The sequence below is a fragment of the Maridesulfovibrio sp. genome (genome assembly GCF_963677005.1).
Taxonomy (GTDB): domain Bacteria; phylum Desulfobacterota; class Desulfovibrionia; order Desulfovibrionales; family Desulfovibrionaceae; genus Maridesulfovibrio.
In genome coordinates this window covers 1,883,349-1,901,103 of the sequence record NZ_OY781616.1, presented here as the reverse complement: position 1 = coordinate 1,901,103, position 17,755 = coordinate 1,883,349, and the positions used below count along the sequence as shown (strand labels likewise).

Annotated in this window: 17 protein-coding genes; 11 read left to right on the top strand and 6 right to left on the bottom strand. The window is 48.0% G+C overall.

Translation table 11 applies throughout. From position 1 onward, the window contains the following. Window position 1: 1 nt before the first annotated feature. The 11 genes from ACKU4E_RS08625 to ACKU4E_RS08575 all read left to right on the top strand — a co-directional run bounded on the left by ACKU4E_RS08625 (window position 2) and on the right by ACKU4E_RS08575 (window position 11,821). Entirely contained in the window at window positions 2-226 is a 225-nt protein-coding gene (locus tag ACKU4E_RS08625) for a hypothetical protein (protein WP_320170665.1), read from the top strand. A 25-nt stretch (window positions 227-251) separates the two neighbouring features. Next, window positions 252-479, top strand: a complete 228-nt coding sequence (locus tag ACKU4E_RS08620; RefSeq protein ID WP_320170664.1) for a hypothetical protein — start codon at window positions 252-254, stop codon at window positions 477-479. A 26-nt stretch (window positions 480-505) separates the two neighbouring features. After that, window positions 506-733 carry a hypothetical protein gene (locus ACKU4E_RS08615; RefSeq protein WP_320170663.1) on the top strand — a complete coding sequence of 76 codons (228 nt, stop codon included), beginning with the start codon at window positions 506-508 and terminating at the stop codon, window positions 731-733. A 125-nt stretch (window positions 734-858) separates the two neighbouring features. Beyond that, window positions 859-1,863 carry an ATP-grasp domain-containing protein gene (locus ACKU4E_RS08610; RefSeq protein ID WP_320170662.1) on the top strand — a complete coding sequence of 335 codons (1,005 nt, stop codon included), beginning with the start codon at window positions 859-861 and terminating at the stop codon, window positions 1,861-1,863. Next, on the top strand, window positions 1,838-2,614 hold the full coding sequence (locus ACKU4E_RS08605) for a protein phosphatase 2C domain-containing protein (RefSeq protein ID WP_320170661.1): 777 nt from the start codon (window positions 1,838-1,840) through the stop codon (window positions 2,612-2,614). Before ACKU4E_RS08610 ends, ACKU4E_RS08605 begins: the two co-directional genes overlap by 26 nt. A 154-nt stretch (window positions 2,615-2,768) precedes the next feature. Then, complete coding sequence (locus tag ACKU4E_RS08600; protein ID WP_320170660.1) at window positions 2,769-4,856, top strand: serine/threonine-protein kinase; 2,088 nt, start codon at window positions 2,769-2,771, stop codon at window positions 4,854-4,856. 456 nt (window positions 4,857-5,312) lie between these two features. Then, window positions 5,313-5,936: a DJ-1/PfpI family protein gene (locus ACKU4E_RS08595; RefSeq protein ID WP_320172624.1), complete on the top strand. Its 624-nt coding sequence runs from the start codon at window positions 5,313-5,315 to the stop codon at window positions 5,934-5,936. A gap of 102 nt (window positions 5,937-6,038) precedes the next feature. Continuing rightward, a complete protein-coding gene (locus ACKU4E_RS08590) occupies window positions 6,039-7,058 on the top strand; it encodes a DJ-1/PfpI family protein (RefSeq protein WP_320170659.1) in 1,020 nt (339 codons plus the stop codon). 174 nt (window positions 7,059-7,232) lie between these two features. Next, window positions 7,233-8,246, top strand: a complete 1,014-nt coding sequence (locus ACKU4E_RS08585; RefSeq protein ID WP_320170658.1) for a 1,4-dihydroxy-2-naphthoate polyprenyltransferase — start codon at window positions 7,233-7,235, stop codon at window positions 8,244-8,246. A 482-nt stretch (window positions 8,247-8,728) separates the two neighbouring features. Beyond that, window positions 8,729-9,715: a glycosyltransferase gene (locus ACKU4E_RS08580; protein ID WP_320170657.1), complete on the top strand. Its 987-nt coding sequence runs from the start codon at window positions 8,729-8,731 to the stop codon at window positions 9,713-9,715. A 255-nt stretch (window positions 9,716-9,970) separates the two neighbouring features. Then, window positions 9,971-11,821 carry a PQQ-binding-like beta-propeller repeat protein gene (locus ACKU4E_RS08575; protein WP_320170656.1) on the top strand — a complete coding sequence of 617 codons (1,851 nt, stop codon included), beginning with the start codon at window positions 9,971-9,973 and terminating at the stop codon, window positions 11,819-11,821. A gap of 119 nt (window positions 11,822-11,940) precedes the next feature. Here ACKU4E_RS08575 and ACKU4E_RS08570 read toward each other — a convergent pair whose 3' ends face one another. From ACKU4E_RS08570 to ACKU4E_RS08545, 6 genes are all read right to left on the bottom strand, one after another. Beyond that, window positions 11,941-12,375 (bottom strand): cyclophilin-like fold protein, encoded by a 435-nt coding sequence (locus tag ACKU4E_RS08570; RefSeq protein WP_320170655.1) that lies wholly within the window; start codon window positions 12,373-12,375, stop codon window positions 11,941-11,943. A 241-nt stretch (window positions 12,376-12,616) separates the two neighbouring features. Next, entirely contained in the window at window positions 12,617-13,180 is a 564-nt protein-coding gene (locus tag ACKU4E_RS08565) for a hypothetical protein (protein WP_320170654.1), read from the bottom strand. A gap of 289 nt (window positions 13,181-13,469) precedes the next feature. Further along, window positions 13,470-14,324, bottom strand: coding sequence for a glycerophosphodiester phosphodiesterase family protein (locus ACKU4E_RS08560; RefSeq protein ID WP_320170653.1), 855 nt, complete (start codon window positions 14,322-14,324; stop codon window positions 13,470-13,472). A gap of 57 nt (window positions 14,325-14,381) precedes the next feature. Next, entirely contained in the window at window positions 14,382-15,161 is a 780-nt protein-coding gene (locus ACKU4E_RS08555) for an amino acid ABC transporter ATP-binding protein (RefSeq protein ID WP_320170652.1), read from the bottom strand. 27 nt (window positions 15,162-15,188) lie between these two features. After that, window positions 15,189-16,277, bottom strand: a complete 1,089-nt coding sequence (locus tag ACKU4E_RS08550; protein WP_320170651.1) for an amino acid ABC transporter permease — start codon at window positions 16,275-16,277, stop codon at window positions 15,189-15,191. Between the two features lie 2 nt (window positions 16,278-16,279). Then, on the bottom strand, window positions 16,280-17,656 hold the full coding sequence (locus ACKU4E_RS08545; protein ID WP_320170650.1) for an ABC transporter permease subunit: 1,377 nt from the start codon (window positions 17,654-17,656) through the stop codon (window positions 16,280-16,282). Window positions 17,657-17,755 lie beyond the last annotated feature (99 nt).

Here is a 17,755-nt window from a genome sequence, read left to right as displayed (position 1 = left end):
TGTGGCAGATAATTTTTCAGAAACATTTGCGGGTGGGATGTCATTGAAGTCCGGTGGAGATGTTGTGCAAATGCAGGGCGTCGGTAGTTATATGGGCGACATGACTGACAATTCGAATGAAGGATGGGGAGCCGACGGCGATCAGAAAAGCCATGGAAACCAGACCGGTACAGGCGGAGATGCAACTGATAATGTGGACATCGGTTCCATTAACATCAGTTCGTAAAAAAATAAATCAATGGAGGTATGTTATGGGTGATACTACTTATGATGGAACTGGTTTAGGCGGCGTAATGGGAAAATCCGGTGGAGATGTTGTGCAACTGCAGGGCGTAGGTGGTTACATGGGCGACATGACGGATAATTCGAATGAAGGATGGGGAGCCGATGGCGATCAGGCAAGCAGTGGAAGCCAGTCCGGAACAGGCGGAGATGCAACGGATAATGTGGACATCGGTTCCATCAACATCAGTTCTTAATAAGTTCAAATCAATGGAGAAACGTTATGGGTGACAGCAATTATGATGTAACAGCTGCAGCGGGCGGGATGGCGAAGTCCGGTGGAGATATTCTGCAAGGGCAGTGCATCGGTAGCTATATGGGCTCGCAAGCCGATAATTCCAACGAGGGATGGGGAACCTCCGGTGATCAGGCCGATAGCGGTTCTCAGTCTGGTATAGGCGGCGATGTAACTGACAATGTGGATATCGGTTCTATTAATATAAGTTCCTGATCATGGGTAAGTGCGGGGTGGCTACGGCGTTTATTACATTTCTTGGAGATGTCGGCAGCCTTTTTAATGTGAACGGGCTGCTCGTTTTTCTACGGGGATGAATTGCTCAAAGCCAAGCAGGTATGATGCAGCCGAAAGTCGCCCTTTTTTCAGGAAAGCATTGCCGTCAGGTAGATGAAATAAGTCGTTTTGTTCGTGAAGAGGGTGCTGATCCCGTTGTGTGCCGCTCCGGTCTGGGAGGGGAAAACGGAGAAGAGGTCTCACTCTCGTCTTCTCGCATGTCCTGGGGCGGGGTCGATTTTTCCGAAATAAAGGCCCTGCATATTCGTTGCATTTCCCAAAACACTTCTTTTTCCATGCCGCCGGTTACCAATGCTGTCCAGTATGAAGAGTTTCGTACATCTTTCATGCGGGAACAGTTTTTTCAGGGAGCTGCTTTCGGTTTTTTCGAAGAGTTTGCCAGACGAGGAGGGCTCGTGGTGAATTCCCCTTTCGGCGCTTATGTGGATCACGACACCAAGGCTCAACTCTGTTCCAAACTCCGCGAGAACGGCTTCGACGCTCCCCGCAGTATCATGACCAACAGTCCGGACGAGGCAGCACGATTCATCTCGCTGGTCGGAGAGGCCGTGTGCAAACCTTCCATCGGCGTGGGGTCCACCCGTGCCGTATTGCCGGATGATATCAGGGAGTCTTCGGATCTGCCCCTTTGTCCTGTGCTTTTTCAGGAATATGTGCGCGGGAAGACCTTGCGGGTGCATGTGGTCGGAGACTCCATGGTGCTGGCCCTTGAAATAATAGCCCCGGATGTTGACAGCCGGACCTCTACCAAAGGATTTGAACGTTTCATAATGCCGCCGGAAGAAAAGGAACGCATAGTTCAAGCGACCCGTTTTCTGGGGCTCCATTACGCGGCCTGGGACGTGATGGCGTCCGCTGACGGCCGCTATGTCTACTTGGATTGCAATCCCGGTCCTTATGTAATGTGGATCGGTAAGGAAAACAGGGCGTTGGTTTTCCGTCAATTGGCCCGCTATCTGGTCGGGTATGCCCGGACCGGAAGCGTAGAGGAAGCCTCAGCCCTGGTTAAAGCTGGAGGTGTGCATGATGCACGCGTATTGCGTTGCTGATAAAGGCATTATGCGTGACCACAATGAAGATGCCGTGATTGTGGATGAAGCAGCAGGGCTTTTTGCCGTGGCTGACGGTATGGGCGGACACGGCATGGGTGACGTGGCCAGTTCCCTTTGCCTTAAGGTTCTGGAAAGAGAACTGGCCGATGTTATGGAGTCGGAGGAGAACCCCGTTGCCGAACTGGCTGATGATGACGCGACCCTCTGTGAAACTCCGGAACCGATGGTCGAGGCGGTTCGCAGGGCGGTGGAATGCGCCAACGCTGAAATTTTTACCTTGAACAAAGCCAGGGGAATGTCACGAGGACGGGGCATGGGAGCAACTCTTGCCGGATTCAAGATGTTTGATGACCACTCACGATCGGTTGTTTTTCATGTAGGTGACAGCCGGGTTTACAGGTATCGCGGAGGGTGTCTGGTGCGTCTTACCCGTGACCATTCCGTGTTCGAGGAGTGGAAACGCGAAGGCGGTCATGGAAAGGCTCCGTTCAAGAATTACATACTTCGGGCCGTGGGCCCCAATCCTTCCGTCAACCCGGAAATAAGCATTCAGGCCGTGCTGCCCGGAGATGTGTGGCTGGCATGTTCTGACGGCCTGACCGGTATGGTTTCTGACGAAGAGATTGAAGGGGTCATAAGAAACGTACGGCGGGAAAGCCTGCCGGAAGCTGCCGACGCTCTTGTTGAACTTGCCAAGCGAGGCGGAGGTCGGGATAATATCGGAATCGTCATCGCGGCTAGTCTCTGATGAGTTACTTTTTCATTTAAGAAAATATACTGCCGCAAGTTGCCTGCCGTTTTATACGAATTACGGTGCAGCAATTCAGCTTCTTTCCCCGTTTTCGGTCTGCCGGCAACCTTGAGGGTTCGGTAGGAATACGGGCTATAAAAGGATGCGTTTGATGGATAATTCCTGCCCTAATGAGGGGAGATCGCTTGGAGGCTATCGGTTGGGTCCGATCCTCGGCAGAGGTGCTATGGGCGTGGTTTACAAAGGGTTTGCCCCTTCATCTGGTATGGAGGTCGCCGTCAAAACGCTTCGCCCTGATCTTTTGGCCTCCGGAGAGAGGGACCGTGTGCTTGAGCGTTTTCTGCATGAAGCAGCCATCTCCAAAAGCCTCAGACACGAGAATATAATTCATGTTCTGGATTCCGGTCAGGACGGAGTTGATGTTTTCATGGCCATGGAGCTGGTTCTGGGCCGGGAACTCAAGGAGGCACTCGATTCGGGAAAACCCATGGATCTTGACCGGATTGAAATTCTGTTCTCCAAGGTCCTGGCAGCCCTCTCCTATTCCCATGAAAAGGGAATTATCCACAGGGATATCAAACCATCAAATATTCTGCTGGTGGACTCCGGTAATGTAAAAGTCATGGATTTCGGTATTGCACGTGTGGAATCCTCGGAAATGACGCAGGCCGGAGCCATGCTCGGCACTCCGTCCTACATGTCCCCGGAGCAGGTTATCGGTGAATGTGTGGACCGCAGGACCGACATCTATTCCGCCGGAGTAGTCCTTTATCAGTTGCTTACGGGAAAAAAGCCGTTTCAGGGTTCTCTGACTCAGATCATGCAGCAGGTCTTGAGTACGGTCCCGGCCGCGCCGTCTTCCGTCAATATCCGTGTATCCCGTGCTTTTGATTCTATCATTGCCCGGTCCATGGCCAAGGAACGGGACGGGCGTTTCCTGAGTGCAAAGGAGTTCTCCGATGCCCTTGCGGATGCCTTTGCCTGTGCACGGGAAGAAGACCTGAACGATGTAACTGTTTTTGTGGATATGGATGCGACCGTGCTGGATGACGGGACAATGCTTGCCTCCATGCCGGCCCCGGAAGCTCTTTCGGACTTGGGAACACGAATGAAGGAACTGTTGCAGAAAGGTCTGGATAAAGAATTTTCCGATTGTCTTGTGAGTGAGTGCAGAAAACTTGCGGACGACTACGTCAATACCGTTCTCGCTGCGTCCGGGGGAAGCATGCCTCCGGCCGATCCCAGATTATCCGCTGTCCTTGAGCGGGACTGTTCCGTTTTCGGAGACTGCGTGCTTCCTCGGGTCAAGGAGTTGATTCTGGAAGGGGCTCCCTTGCCCGGAAAATCGCTGTGCCTTAATGATCGCTCAGACTGGATGGGGTGCATTGACATTTTTACCGCACTGTCAAAGACGTTGGAAGATCTCGGCAGACCGGGAGTTGGAGAAGCACTGGCCCGTGTTGTTCGGGCGGAGTTGCTCGGCGCATGTATGATGTATGCCGGACATATCAACACATATCTTTTTTCTCCGGACCATTTGGAAATCACGCGTATCGCCGCTGACTTCATGCGCTTGGATATACTTCAATGGGGAGTCGAGGAGCTCGGCGGAGAAATGGAAGTGCGGCAGATTTCAAATCAGGTCCAGATGTTTTCCGGGCAGGTTTTAAAGCGGGTTGCTGCCGCCATTCGTGAGTTTACGCATGGTGGCGATATGATGTCCCGTTTTGATGTGGCTAATTTCATGTGCCAGATTGATGAGTTGATTGTTGTGGCTGAACGGACTTTGGACGCTGACGGTGCGTGCGGTTATCAGCTGAGCATGGGGCGGGAAATCGTTATCGATTTTATCGCTGCGGCGGAAGGACTTGTTGAAATTTATGCTGCTGAGCTCCTTGGGGAGGTCTCCGCCCCGGATGCCAAGCTCTCTGCTTTTACTGCCAAGCTGAAACAGCTTGCCCGTTTGTTTCTTTTTGCCACTCATCTGGATGATGAAGAATGCCGGACGCAGGTGCTGCATCTGGCCGGTGCTGTGCGGCAAAGCGTTGAAGCACTTGTTCCGGTTGTTGAATCAGTTCTTGCGGATGCTGTTGATGAACAGGCAAGTCTGCACCAGAACCAACTTACAGCCATTTGGGAAACTGCAGAATCTCTGGGTTGGAGTGAATTGAATGCTCGTTTACTGATTTATATGCGCAATGAGATTCTTACCGATCAAAACAAGCCCAACCAGCGGTAATTAATACACTGCATTTTAAATTTCATAAAAAAGTAATGGCCGATCTCGCAAGGGGTCGGCTTTTCGTGTGGCCTGCTGCAATTAGGAAATTAGCAGAGCATCCTGCCTCTATGGCAATTTTTAGCACCGGGCAGTTGTTTCAACTTCAAAGATTTACTCCCTCAATTATCGCTTGGCATAAATCGCTTGTTTTTTGTCATTGCTGCCAAAGGGTGTCCTCCCTACATTGTACTCAAGAAATTAGATGTTCATGTCTTCAGGAATGCCTGCTTTGGCTCACCCCGGATTTTATCGGGAAAGATGAAACGGAAAGAGCACTGTTTGGCTGAAAGCGGAAGAAAAGCACTGAGGACAAATGGTGTTGCTGCTCCTGTGACCCTTCATATTTGGAATTTCTGTACTACCGGTATGGATTCCCGTTGCAGGGCAACAGAGCAACTAAAACGGCAATCCCTTATCTGCAAAGGAGAAAACAATGAAAAAAAAGTAACATGCGGAATATTCATTTATGAGCAGGTCGCGGAACTTGATTTTGTGGGCCCAATGGAAGTTTTTACGGCGTCACATATCATCTCTCCTGAGTCCTGCAGTGTTGTGACCATTGGAAAGACGACAGATCCTATCACCGGAAGCGGAGGGCTGAAGGTAACCCCCCAGTACAGTTTTGAAAGTGCGCCGGATCTGGACGTTCTGGTTTTGCCCGGAACCGGCAATGTTTATGAATATGCAATCAAAGACAGCAATACGGTTGAGTGGGTACGGGAGCAGTATGATAAAGTTGAATACATGACTTCAGTCTGCACCGGGGCTTTAATCCTGCAGAAGGCCGGTCTGCTCAAAGGGCGAAAGGCTACCACGCATTGGATGCTTGCTGATTTTCTTAAAAACGATCCAGACATTACGGAGCTGTTGGATATGCGCTACGTCCGGGATGGAAAAATCGTTACTTCCGCAGGGGTTTCTGCCGGTATCGACATGACCTTGTGGCTGATAGGGCAGATTCACACGCCTGACCATTCCCGTCAGATTCAGAAAATTCTCCAGTACAATCCTGCTCCGCCTTATACGTCTGAAGTCTAGGATCAGCTGACAGCCAGTCCTGCACCGTGTTCAGTGCAAGCAGGTTAATTCTTATTGCTTTGAACACGGTGTCAGGTTTGAAATTCTGTTGGCGTAAAAAGCGTGTTTTTAATTATTGCAGCCAAATACGTTCTTTTCTATTTTGTCTCCATGAAGAAGCAGATGGAATTTTTTTTCTATCAAGGCATACTCGCGCTTGATGTTACCGGACCGCTTGATGTTTTTCATGCGGCCGACCTGTTGCTGGCTCGTGGCGGGAGATCGGGGGAGGGGTATGAGTTGATTTTTTCCGCTACCGAACCCGGCCCCGTGTCGACCTCATCCGGCTTGCGGTTTTGTGCTGACACAACCCCCGGAAAGCACGTGATTGATACGCTTTTGGTCCCGGGGGGACCGGAGGCAGAAAAGGCTGCGACTGATCCGGCCAATATTTTGTCTATTCGTAGTGCCTCACAGAAAGCAGTGCGAACAGTATCTGTTTGCAGCGGAGCGTTTTTATTGGCCGCGGCAGGGCTTCTGGACGGTCGGCGAGCTACCACACATTGGGCTGAGACCGACAGATTTGCCGAGCTTTACCCGGATATCCGTTTAGAACCTGATGCCATTTATGTTCAGGACGGCAACGTATCCACCAGTGCCGGGGTAACTGCGGGAATTGATCTTGCCCTTGCCCTGGTCGAAAACGACTATGGGTCTTCATTGGCTATCGAAGTTGCTCGACTTTTACTGCTCTACCGCAAGCGTCCGGGAAACCAGAGTCAGTTCAGCACAACACTGGCTCTGCAGGCGAAGGTTGGAAAACGGTTCAAGCCTCTTCTTGATTGGCTTGAAAACAATCTGGATAAAAAATTTACAGTGGACCAGCTGGCGGAAAAGGCCAATATGAGTCCACGATCCTTTGCTCGCATCTTCCCTTCGGAAACAGGAATGAGTCCGGGCCGTTTTGTTGAGCAGCTGCGGATCGATCGCGCACGGGAACTGCTTGAATCTGGAGCGCAGGAACTTGAATGGGTAGCGGACAAATCCGGTTTCGGTCGTGAGGAACGTTTACGACGGGCCTTCCAGCGAAGACTTGGACTCAGCCCTGCGCAATATCGGGCCCATTTTATGAAAGGGGCATAGTTGCTCAAGGGCCTCCCTTCAGTCTCTTCGGCTTACCGGTTCTCCACCAGTAAAGAGTTGGCCTAGAATAAATGTGAATTACAAATTGTCCGTTAAATGGCATGATTAATTGTATAATAGTTAAAGATTCTTGACTTTATGAATTTCAGGTTGAACACAATACACGAGTTTCTTATGGAATCTTCAATTAGCGCGCTGTTTGTTTTATGGATGACTGTGCTGTGCGATGATGCGTGCTTTGTTTTCCCATCAGGATTGGTCAAGGCGCGCGTGTTACCAATAAGCCTTTATAATCAACGAAATGTTATGAAAATTAAATTGAAATCATGGTTTCTGGCTATCCGACCGAAAACACTTTCGGCAGCCATATGCCCGGTTCTGGTCGGAACCTCTCTGGCTGTGCAGGACGATACCTTCAAGTTTATCCCGGCATTTCTGTGCCTTCTGTTTGCCCTGTTGATCCAGATCGGTACCAATTTCGCAAATGACTATTATGACTTTATAAAAGGTGCTGATACGGAGGAACGCCAGGGACCAAAGCGGGTCACCGCTTCCGGGTTGATCTCGCTTAAAAAAATGAAAATCATGACAGCCGCGGTCTTTTTACTGGCTTTCGTGGTTGGATTTGGTCTTGTCCCTTATGGCGGCTGGAAGCTGCTGGTCGTGGGTATCATTTCCATTGCGCTGGGCTACGGTTATACCGCCGGTCCCTTTCCTCTGGCCTACCTGGGGCTGGGCGAAATTTTCGTAATGATATTCTTTGGGTGGGTGGCAGTCGGTTTTACCTACATGGTACAGGCCGGAGGCTTTAATTTCACCGTACTTTTGGCGGGAACGGCAGTAGGCGCTTTGAGCACAAATTTGCTTGTAGTGAATAATCTCCGTGATGTGGATACGGACACGAAAGCCGATAAGCGCACTCTTGCTGTTCGTTTCGGAAGAAAGTTTACTGCAAATGAATACCGAACATGGTTTGCGCTCGCAGTAGTCTGCACCATTGTTATGGCAATGATTTTGAAATCATTTTTGTTGCTTCTCCCCTTGGTTGTTGTGCCGTTCGGTATGAAACTTTGCGTAAAAATAGGGAATCCGCAGACCGGGCCGGTTTATATCGCCATGCTGGGCCAGACCTCTTTAATTATGGTTTTGTATTGTATTCTGATGAGTTTAAGTCTGATTTTAATCTGATAGATATAAGTTTTTTCTGTCCAAACAGGCTTCAACTCTTGGTGTGTACTCACCGTGAAACACTGAAGCGCACAAATGGAAGGGCCGCCCTTAAAAGCGGTCCTTTTTTTATATCGGGCATATTCGGGGGTGTTGCCATACCGGTATGGATCTGCTCTGTGGAACGGTTAAATAAGCGGTGGTTTCTGTTTTTTGATAAAGAACTTGAAATGTTGATTTTTTCTATATATTGCTGTTGATATATTAATTTCGTATTAACAAATCATATTTTATAGAAAAAGTAAAAAATGTCCCACAGCGAAATTGAAGGAAAAAAGTGGATTACAGAAAGATTTTTATACTCGCAAAGATGGGGCTGTTTCATAATATATTGGACTTAGGTCCCGGATGTGCAGATTTGTACGGCCCTTGATGGGTGGGATTGGGAAAATAAAAACTACTGAATCAGCAATCAAAATCAAATTGAGCGGAGTTGTATTGCAATGCCACGTTTTTTGCCCTGCGGTGAAGTCTGTATTGCTGTTACCGCATACAATCGTAGTGCTCATACTCGGCGTACAATTGAATCCATATGGGAGCATGCCGGATGCGATTTCACGCTATGCGTTGTAGATAATTCAAGTACTGACGACACCTGGGATACCCTTTGCGAACTTCGTGAACAGGGGCTGGTTCATAAGGCGTACCGTTTTACCAAGAATATGGGGCCGGCTGTGGCGACCAATTACGTATGGTCGCAGTTCACAGCTCCTTATTATCTTAGGCTGGACAATGACATCTTTTTTTCCAAGGACGGCTGGCTAAAAGAAATGTGTGAACTGGGCAAAAAACACAAAGATGTCAGCGTCCTTTCATATCCGATTTTTTATAATTCAGACCATTATAAGGTCGTCCCCACCATGTACGGAGAAGAGCTTTTGGATCGGGTTGATTTCAAAGGCAGTCATCCCGGAGGAATTTTTTTCATGGACTATTTTTCGTTTAAGGAAATGGGGCCGTGGAATGAAGATTACGGCTCATACGGGGCTGAAGACGGGGATTACTGTGTACGTATCGATCTGCAGGACAGGAAACGCTTCTATATCAATTGCTTCGACTGGGGAAGCCATGATGATTTCAGTGCCGAGGACAATGAAAAATATATTGTATCAAAAAACATCCGTCAGAAGTCCCATAAACGGTATGGGGGACTTTTTCAGATCAATAATCTTATGTACCATTTCAAACTGCGCAGCCTTCGTGTAAACCGCAAATATGATGCCCGGACTGAAGGTGACGACGTATCTTTTTTCCTCAACAGGGAATATTCATCCCGCATAACCCGGTTGCAATCAGAGATTCGCAAAGCAATGAAAATTGCAGAGGACAACGGAAACGAAATAGATCGTATCAATCGTTCCATTTTAGTTAAACTGGTCAAATCCGTTGCGCCCGGGTCGAAAATTGATGTTGCGGATGACAGTTATTAAGAAATCAATCTCCCTCTTTCCATTTATAGACCGAAAATTGATGCCCGTTTTTTAGTTATTTGGGGGCATACGCAGTGGTGAGACAAGTTTAAAAAAGTTCATTTTTCCTTCAAAGGCGGATCTGAGTAGCGGACTCAGGTCCGTCTTTCCATTTAATTGATATAGAGAAGGCAGAATTGTCTCAAAGTGTAAGGGGGCAGTCTCAAGTTTATTTGTACGTGTTTTGACGGACATACACACTTTTGCAGAGTTGTTATGGAGGAAAAATTAATTCCCGACCGGGCATTAAGTCCAAAAACTTTGCAGAGGCAGAACATGAACATCTCAGACTCCACCGGAAACTCTCGCCACTCCCTTACACTGACGGCAGTAAGCTTAATTGCAGTTCTATCCATTCTAATAGTATTTGCTTCCCCCTGTATGGCAACACCGGGAAGTTTAATATGGAATTTTGCACCAGAGACGGGAAAGGCATATCCCCCTGCAATCGGCAGTGATGGAATTCTTTATGTGGGTGGCTCAGATGGGGTCTTATACGCTCTCAAAACTGATAAAACGGAGAAATGGAAGTATCAAACTACGGGCGAAATCTATTCCCCACCGACAATCGGTAGTGACGGAACTATTTATGTCGGAGCATCTGACCAGATATTGTACGCTTTAAATTCAGACGGCAGCGAAAAATGGAAATACCAAGCAGGCAGTTCAATCGGCTATTCTCCGGCCATAGGAAACGACGGGACCATATATGTAGCAACAAACGATGGTAAACTGTATGCCGTAAACTCTGATGGTTCCGAAAAATGGATATATGACTCAGGCAAAAGGTTCAACTCTGCTCCGGTGATAGGGCCGGACGGGACTGTTTATGTAGAAGCAAGCGACGATAATTTATATGCAATCCAACCCGACGGCACACTTAAATGGACATATGAGGCAAGTGGATCCGTATATTTTCCTCCTGCCATCGGCAGCAATGGTGTCATCTACTTCGGCTCGGATGGAGCTGACCAGAATCTGTATGCAGTCAGGCCTGACGGAACACTGAAATGGAAATTTAAAACAGATACCGGAATTTCCTCTTCGCCGGCTATAGGCAGTGGGGGCGTTATTTATTTCGGAACAGCAGGCGCGGCAGATGACGATCAGGACGGTTATTTATATGCTTTGAATGCTGACGGCAGTGAAAGATGGAAATATACCACAGAAGGTTATGTAGGCTCACCGGCCATTGCCAGCGATGGAACCATCTATATTCATACACTTAATTCTAAATTATACGCTATAAAGGCTGATGGGTCGCTGAAATGGAGTGCGGATACTTCAAGAACAACAACCAGCGTATCCCCGGCCATAGGTAATGATGGAACAATTTATTATATCTTGAATCCGGGGTTCGATGCTCAATATTTGCGCGCATCAGAAGGGGATTCCGGTGGTCTTGCGAATACTGAATGGCCCAGGTCCCAAAAAGACAACCAGAATACCGGAGCCAGTGAGTCCGGCAGCGTCTTTCCAAGTGAAACCCAGGCGGACGGGGTAAGTGTCAGTATTTCCGAAAGCGTTGCCAAAGAAATGGACGGCACCGAACTTACTTCAAAATACAATTCCGGCGGATTTACACCCAAAAGTAATGTTGATTCCTTCAACGCCACCATTGATATAAATGGCGGCTGCGCTACTTTCAGGATCAGTTCCGCTACCATCCCGACCGGCAAGGTCTCCGACCTGACCCTGATGAAATTCTACAACACCAACGGGACATCCAAGGAATATAGTAATTACGCCCTGACCGGACCGGAATACAATATCGATGGCTACTGGTGGGTGACAGACGCAGATGGCAACCATCTGGCTCAAACGGACGACACCACACTGGGTACTGAGTATTTCATCTATTTTGTAATCAAGGATAACGGCAGCTTTGACGAAGACCGCGATCTCGGTGAAATATCTGACCCGGTGGCTGTTGGAACCAGCACAAGTTCCGGTTCCGCTTCCTCCACAGGCTGCACGCTGAATCCGCAGGCAACCTTCAGTGTTGAATGGTTGCTGCTTCTGCTGGCCCCGTTGGGCTTTCGCCTGCGCCACATATTTAAAAGATAATTAAAGGGACGGGCATCAAACCTATCTTTTTTCGGTCTTTTTTTACACCATGCGTAATAACATCCGCTGCAGAAAGTTAGGCTGCCTGAAATAAACGGTGAGTAGAATACCGGCTGATATTAATTATCCACTAACTCAAAGGTAACATCAATATCTCCGGTCTTTCGGAATATTTCTACACCGGATTCGATATGGCCGATCTTTTGTAAATTGCTGATTCGTTCACCATTCTGTTCATACATGATGACGAAACTGTGTCTCGGGGTCCAATACACAATGTCCCCAACGTCGTAACCGCTGGTGCTGGCTTCATTCGCGGGTAACGCATCAGGGAAGCGATAACACATTTCGCGGGAATAAAGATCCATCATCGAAACTGTCAGCGGGAATTTGGCTATAAGCGCTCTTGTTGTCTCATTATCAATGAACGTTGCTTTCAGCACGTGACCTTGCACGGTTATCTTGACCCGTATGCCTTTTTCCGCTTCTGCAGCTATGGCCGGCACTGCTATAAAACAGAGAAGTGAAGCGCAAAAAATAAATAATTTTAACATGATAATCTCCCGTGTTAACGACAGGTAAGCCAACTCCATATAAATCTGTATGGAACCCCCATAGGTGAAGAGTAATCTGAAGTCTCATTTCAAACCTGCTGAGGATCATAATTGAGTGGAGCTATGGCGCGCATTATTCCGCCTACCACGTTTAAACTCACGTTCAGCGGAAGTCTCCAGTCAAAATCTGATCATACAAACACGGTAGGGTCAACAAACCGCTTCAGGGGAGATGGGCCACTCAAACAAACTCCGACTCCTGGGACTCTCCTCCGATAATCATGCTGAATTCTTTAGCATTCGTTTTATTGAAAAGGTGCCCGTATCTTGCCAATGCTTCAGCGGGGTCCTTTTCGTAAGCTTTGGCGAATTCCTGCGATAATTTCACGGCTTCAGCAATACTGTTCTTTACGCTTATTCCTCTGAAATCATTTGATAGATCACGGTTGTCTTTGAAAAGCTGCTCAATTTTGTCTTTTTGTGGATGGTCGCCCTTAACTCGCACATAGCCGGAACTGTCGGAGGTAAGTTCTACCGGTGGATCGGTGCTGATACCGTTTTCCAAAAATAGAATGTTGACATCATCCTTGAATTTTTTGGTTATTGTTTCCAGGCTTTCATCATTATCAAAGAAATCCAGAGACTCTGACAAAAGAGGCGTCATTGAAGCCAGTTTTCGTGCCGAGTCGGAGATGGTTACTGTATCCCCTGATTTCTGTTTTTGTGTAGTAGTTTGCGTTTCAGCGCGGTATTGGAGTTTATTAACAGGACTGCTTGCATATGCGGACTGGACTGTGTTGATCATATCAGGCTCCGTTTATCGGGAAATTTTTTCCTGACCCGAAAATATGCAATGTCTATTCCGTAAAATCAGCTGATGTATATTCAAGCAGGCTGGGTAATCAGATGTATTCAGTCCTCATGCCGCCGTGTTTCATGAGGTATTCGCTTTGTTGTGATATTCCCCATGACTTTTGTGCTTTCGGCGACATTTATTTAATTATCATAAGTGTTATCGATAGCTGAATCTGAAAAAATTGCTAGCGGCATCTGGAGTGCCTAGTAAATAGCTGGCAATTCGCTGATATGGTTTTCTATGTTCGTTTATTAAGTTCGTTTATCGCAAGAACAGGGTTATCGGTAACAAGGCCTGTAACTCCCCATTTCGCAAGGCGAGCCACATCGTCCGGTTCATTTACAGTGTACGGATTGATAGCTGTTCCGCATTCTCGGACCGCAGCAATGATGTCTGCTGTCAGAAATCGGAATCCGGGATGCCATGCATCGGCTTTATTTTCTTTGAGCAGCGCAACAGGATCTTTGCTGAATTTGTGCTCAGTCAAAAGTCCGGTCAGGATTTTCGGATTCAACACCTTACTTCGCTTCATATAGGAGTGGTTAAATGAAGAAAGGAGCACCTTGTCATTCATGGAATACAAGTCAACGCTCTTGAGTACCCTTTCTACAATGTCATGTTCAATCTTTGCTGGCACAGCCCTGGAAAGGTCCTTGATCTCGATATTTACCCACATGCCGAGTTTGTCTGCAAGTTGCAGAACTTCGCCGAGAGTGGGGATGCAGACATCATTTGAGACTGTCGTAGGCATATCCAGCCAGGGTTTTTCCGCATAATGAGGAGGACAGAATCTGCGTGGGAAAATGTCAGCCGAGAGCTGCTTAAGCTCCTCCAATGTCGCCAGCCATGGCAGGGGAAATTTCTTGCCCGACATGACAGGATGAACCCCTGCATTCGTGGTGCGCAGCAGATTCAAGTCATGCAGAATGATAAGCTCCCCGTCAGCTGTAGTCTGTACATCAATTTCCCATCCGTCCGCTCCGGCATCATGCCCCTTACGCATGGCACGCAATGTGTTTTCGGGAGCAAGAGCCCGAGCACCGCGATGCCCCCAGATCAGGGGGGTATCGTTAATAAGTTTTAATTTCGACAATGAAAAAACTCCGGCGAAAAGAATCGTGATCGGTCATGTTGAAAAAACGAATATGAATTAATGATTTAAAATCTGCTCAAGGAAAAGTCTGCTGCGTTCTTCTTTCGGTGCGGCAAAAAACTCTTTAACAGGTGAATATTCAACTACCTGTCCTTTATCCATAAAAACCATTGTATCAGACACCTCTCTGGCAAATCCCATCTCGTGGGTAACGCAGATCATGGTCATTCCCTGCTCAGCCAGTTCGCGCATAACATCCAGAACTTCCTTGATCATTTCGGGGTCAAGGGCAGAAGTCGGTTCATCGAAAAGCATGATTTTGGGCTGCATGGCCAGAGCTCTGGCTATGGCCACCCGCTGCTGTTGTCCACCTGAAAGCTGGCCGGGAAATTTATCCGCCTGCTCGGCAATTCCCACTCGTTTGAGATAGGTCATTGCAATTTCTTCAGCCTGCTTACGCGGCATGTTGCGCACATGAACCGGACCGGAAATTACATTTTCCAATATGGAAAGATGCGGAAACAGGTTGAATTGCTGAAATACCATGCCGACTTCGCGTCTGATCATCTCAATTTTACGGACATCGTTGGTCAAAGTGGTTCCCTTGACTTCGATTGTTCCTTCCTGATGTTCTTCAAGGCGGTTGATGGTTCTTATAAGGGTCGATTTGCCTGAGCCGGAAGGTCCGCAGACAACAACACGTTCACCCTGGCGGACTTCAAGATTGATGTCTTTCAGGACATGGAACTGGCCGTACCACTTATTCAATCCGCGAATTTTTATTACCGCCGGACTTTCTGCCAGATGCAGAGCATCATGGGGATGAGTTCTTTGCACTTGGTTTTCCTTTATTATAGCAACCCGCTATTTGTCTGCGGATGGTATTTTATTTTCAAGATGGCGGCTGTAACTGGAAAGAGCAAAACAAAGCACCCAGTACCAGAAGGCCACAAAAACATAAGCTTCTTCAAGACGTCCGAACCATTTTGGATTTGAAGTTGTAGCAAAAGCAACCTGCAGAAGGTCCACAAGGCCGACGATTCCGACGAGAGATGTGTCTTTGAGTATCCCTATGAAATTATTGACCATCGGAGGTATTACAATGCGTAATGCCTGAGGAAGAATGACCACAATAGTCTTTTTCCAGTAGCTCATGCCCAATGCATCCGCAGCTTCATACTGCCCTTTGGATATTCCCTGAAGTCCGCCGCGAATGTTTTCTGCCAGATAAGCGGAAAAGAACATGGTTATACCGACCATTGCCCTAAGCACTTTATCGAGTTTTACATCACCCGGCAGGAACAAAGGCAGAACAACCGAGGCCATAAAAAGGATTGTTATCAGCGGGACACCCCTGACCAGTTCAATATAAGCAATGCAAAACGGCTTAGCCACCGGCATGTCCGAAGTCCGGCCAAGCGCAAGAAGAACGGCAATGGGGAATGCGGCAATCATGGCCACTACTGCCAGAATAACTGTAAGCATAAGACCGCCCCAGTAGTGAGATTCCACTACCGGAAGACCGCTGAAAGCACCGCCGTGCACAAGGCCGTAAACAACAAAAGGAGAAATAATCCATAAGGCGCGGAGCCATCGTGTGGAGCGTAATTTCCCGGCCATGCTCAAACAGATCAGCAGAATGACCAGGGCAAGAGCAACAAGCGGACGCCAACGATCCGCTGCCGGATAAATCCCGGTCATGAAGACCGGCCACATCTCGCGTATAAATCCCCATGCGGCGCCGCTGGATTGCTTCGCCACTTCCGGGTCAAGTGAAATGGAAGCGTTTACAACCGCCCAGTTCCAAAACGGTTTGACCAGAATGTAAACAATGAAGGCGGTACTGAAAGTCAGTACGGCGTTGTACCATGGGCACAAAAGATTGTTGCGTATCCAGCCGATAAAACCGATGTTTTTAGCAGGCGGAAGTCTATCCGGAATTTCTTTAACCATACCTATCTCTCCACCAGCCTGACTTTATTATTGTACCAGTTCATTCCGCCGGAAATAAGCAGGGAAATACACAGATAAACCCCCATCCAGATTCCGACAATTTCAATTGCCTGCCCTGACTGATTTAAAATGGTTCCGCCGACGCTGACAAAATCCGGGTAACCTATCGCAACGGCCAGAGAACTGTTTTTGGCAATGGCCAGATATTCACTTGTCATCGGCGGGACAATAACCCTCATAGCCTGCGGCAGAATAACCACCCGCATTACCTGACGTTCTTTCATGGCCAGAGCACGCGCGGCTTCCCGTTGTCCCTTGGCTACAGATTGAATTCCGGAACGGATTATTTCGGCATTGAAGGCGGATACGTAGACACTCAGTCCGACAACAAGGGCGGAAAATTCAGGAGTAAGCCCGGTTCCGCCCTGATAATTAAATCCTTTAAGAACCGGAAAATCGAGGCTGAATGGAGTACCGGTGATTAACCAGGCAAGTGAAGGGAGGACAACCAGCAGCGCAAGTCCCGGCAGGAACACTTTGCCCGGAGTCCCTGTTTCATTGCGCATGCGTTTTGAACGTCTGAGGAGAACCAGAATGCCCAGAATGGCCGCGAGAACGGCTGTACAGAACAACCAGGCCCCGGACAGGGGTACGAGTGACGGTATATAAAGTCCGCGTTTATTAAGGATCAGCCAGCCGCCTATATCAATTGATTTGCGCACATTCGGAAGCTGTTGGAAGACGATAAAATACCAGAAAAACAGTTGCAGCAGAACAGGGAGGTTGCGGTTCAGTTCGACATACCAGCGGCATAGGTTACGTAAAAGCCAGTTGGGGGAAAGTCTTCCGAGCGCAACCAGAAGTCCTAGGACAGTTGATGCTACACAGCCGATAAACGTAACTTTCAAGGTGTTTATAAGGGCTGTATCCAGTGCTAGAGTATAGCTTGAAGATTCCGAATAGCGGACAATCTCGATATCATTTCTGAACAGGTACAGCGTGAGCAAAGGCAGTCCGAAACTTATGAGCAGGCATACGGAAAACCACCGACTGTCCATGGGACCGTTATTTTTATCCTTCAGATACCGTGAAATAATCTTACATATTGCAAGGCCTGCAATCAGACTGACAAGAAACCAGAGGACCCCGCCCTTTGGAAGCGGTATGGAATTTATCTCACCGATTCTGAATCCGGCTTCATTGGAAAGAAAACCGAATCCGGAACTGATTCCACGCTTGGCAAGGTTTGTAAGAGCATTTCTGTAAGCGGATATCGCCACATACAGAAACGCTGTCATCATACAGATCTGAAATATCCAGGCCCTGCCTTGCGGGCTGCGCCAGACCGGAACTTTCGGAGGTGCGGATTTTTCGGACATTAAAAAAGCTCTCCATTCGAGCCGAGGTGGATTCAAGTTAAAGAAGTAAAAGATACACAGGGCTCATGGATTTTAAAATATAAAATCCGTGCCGGCATT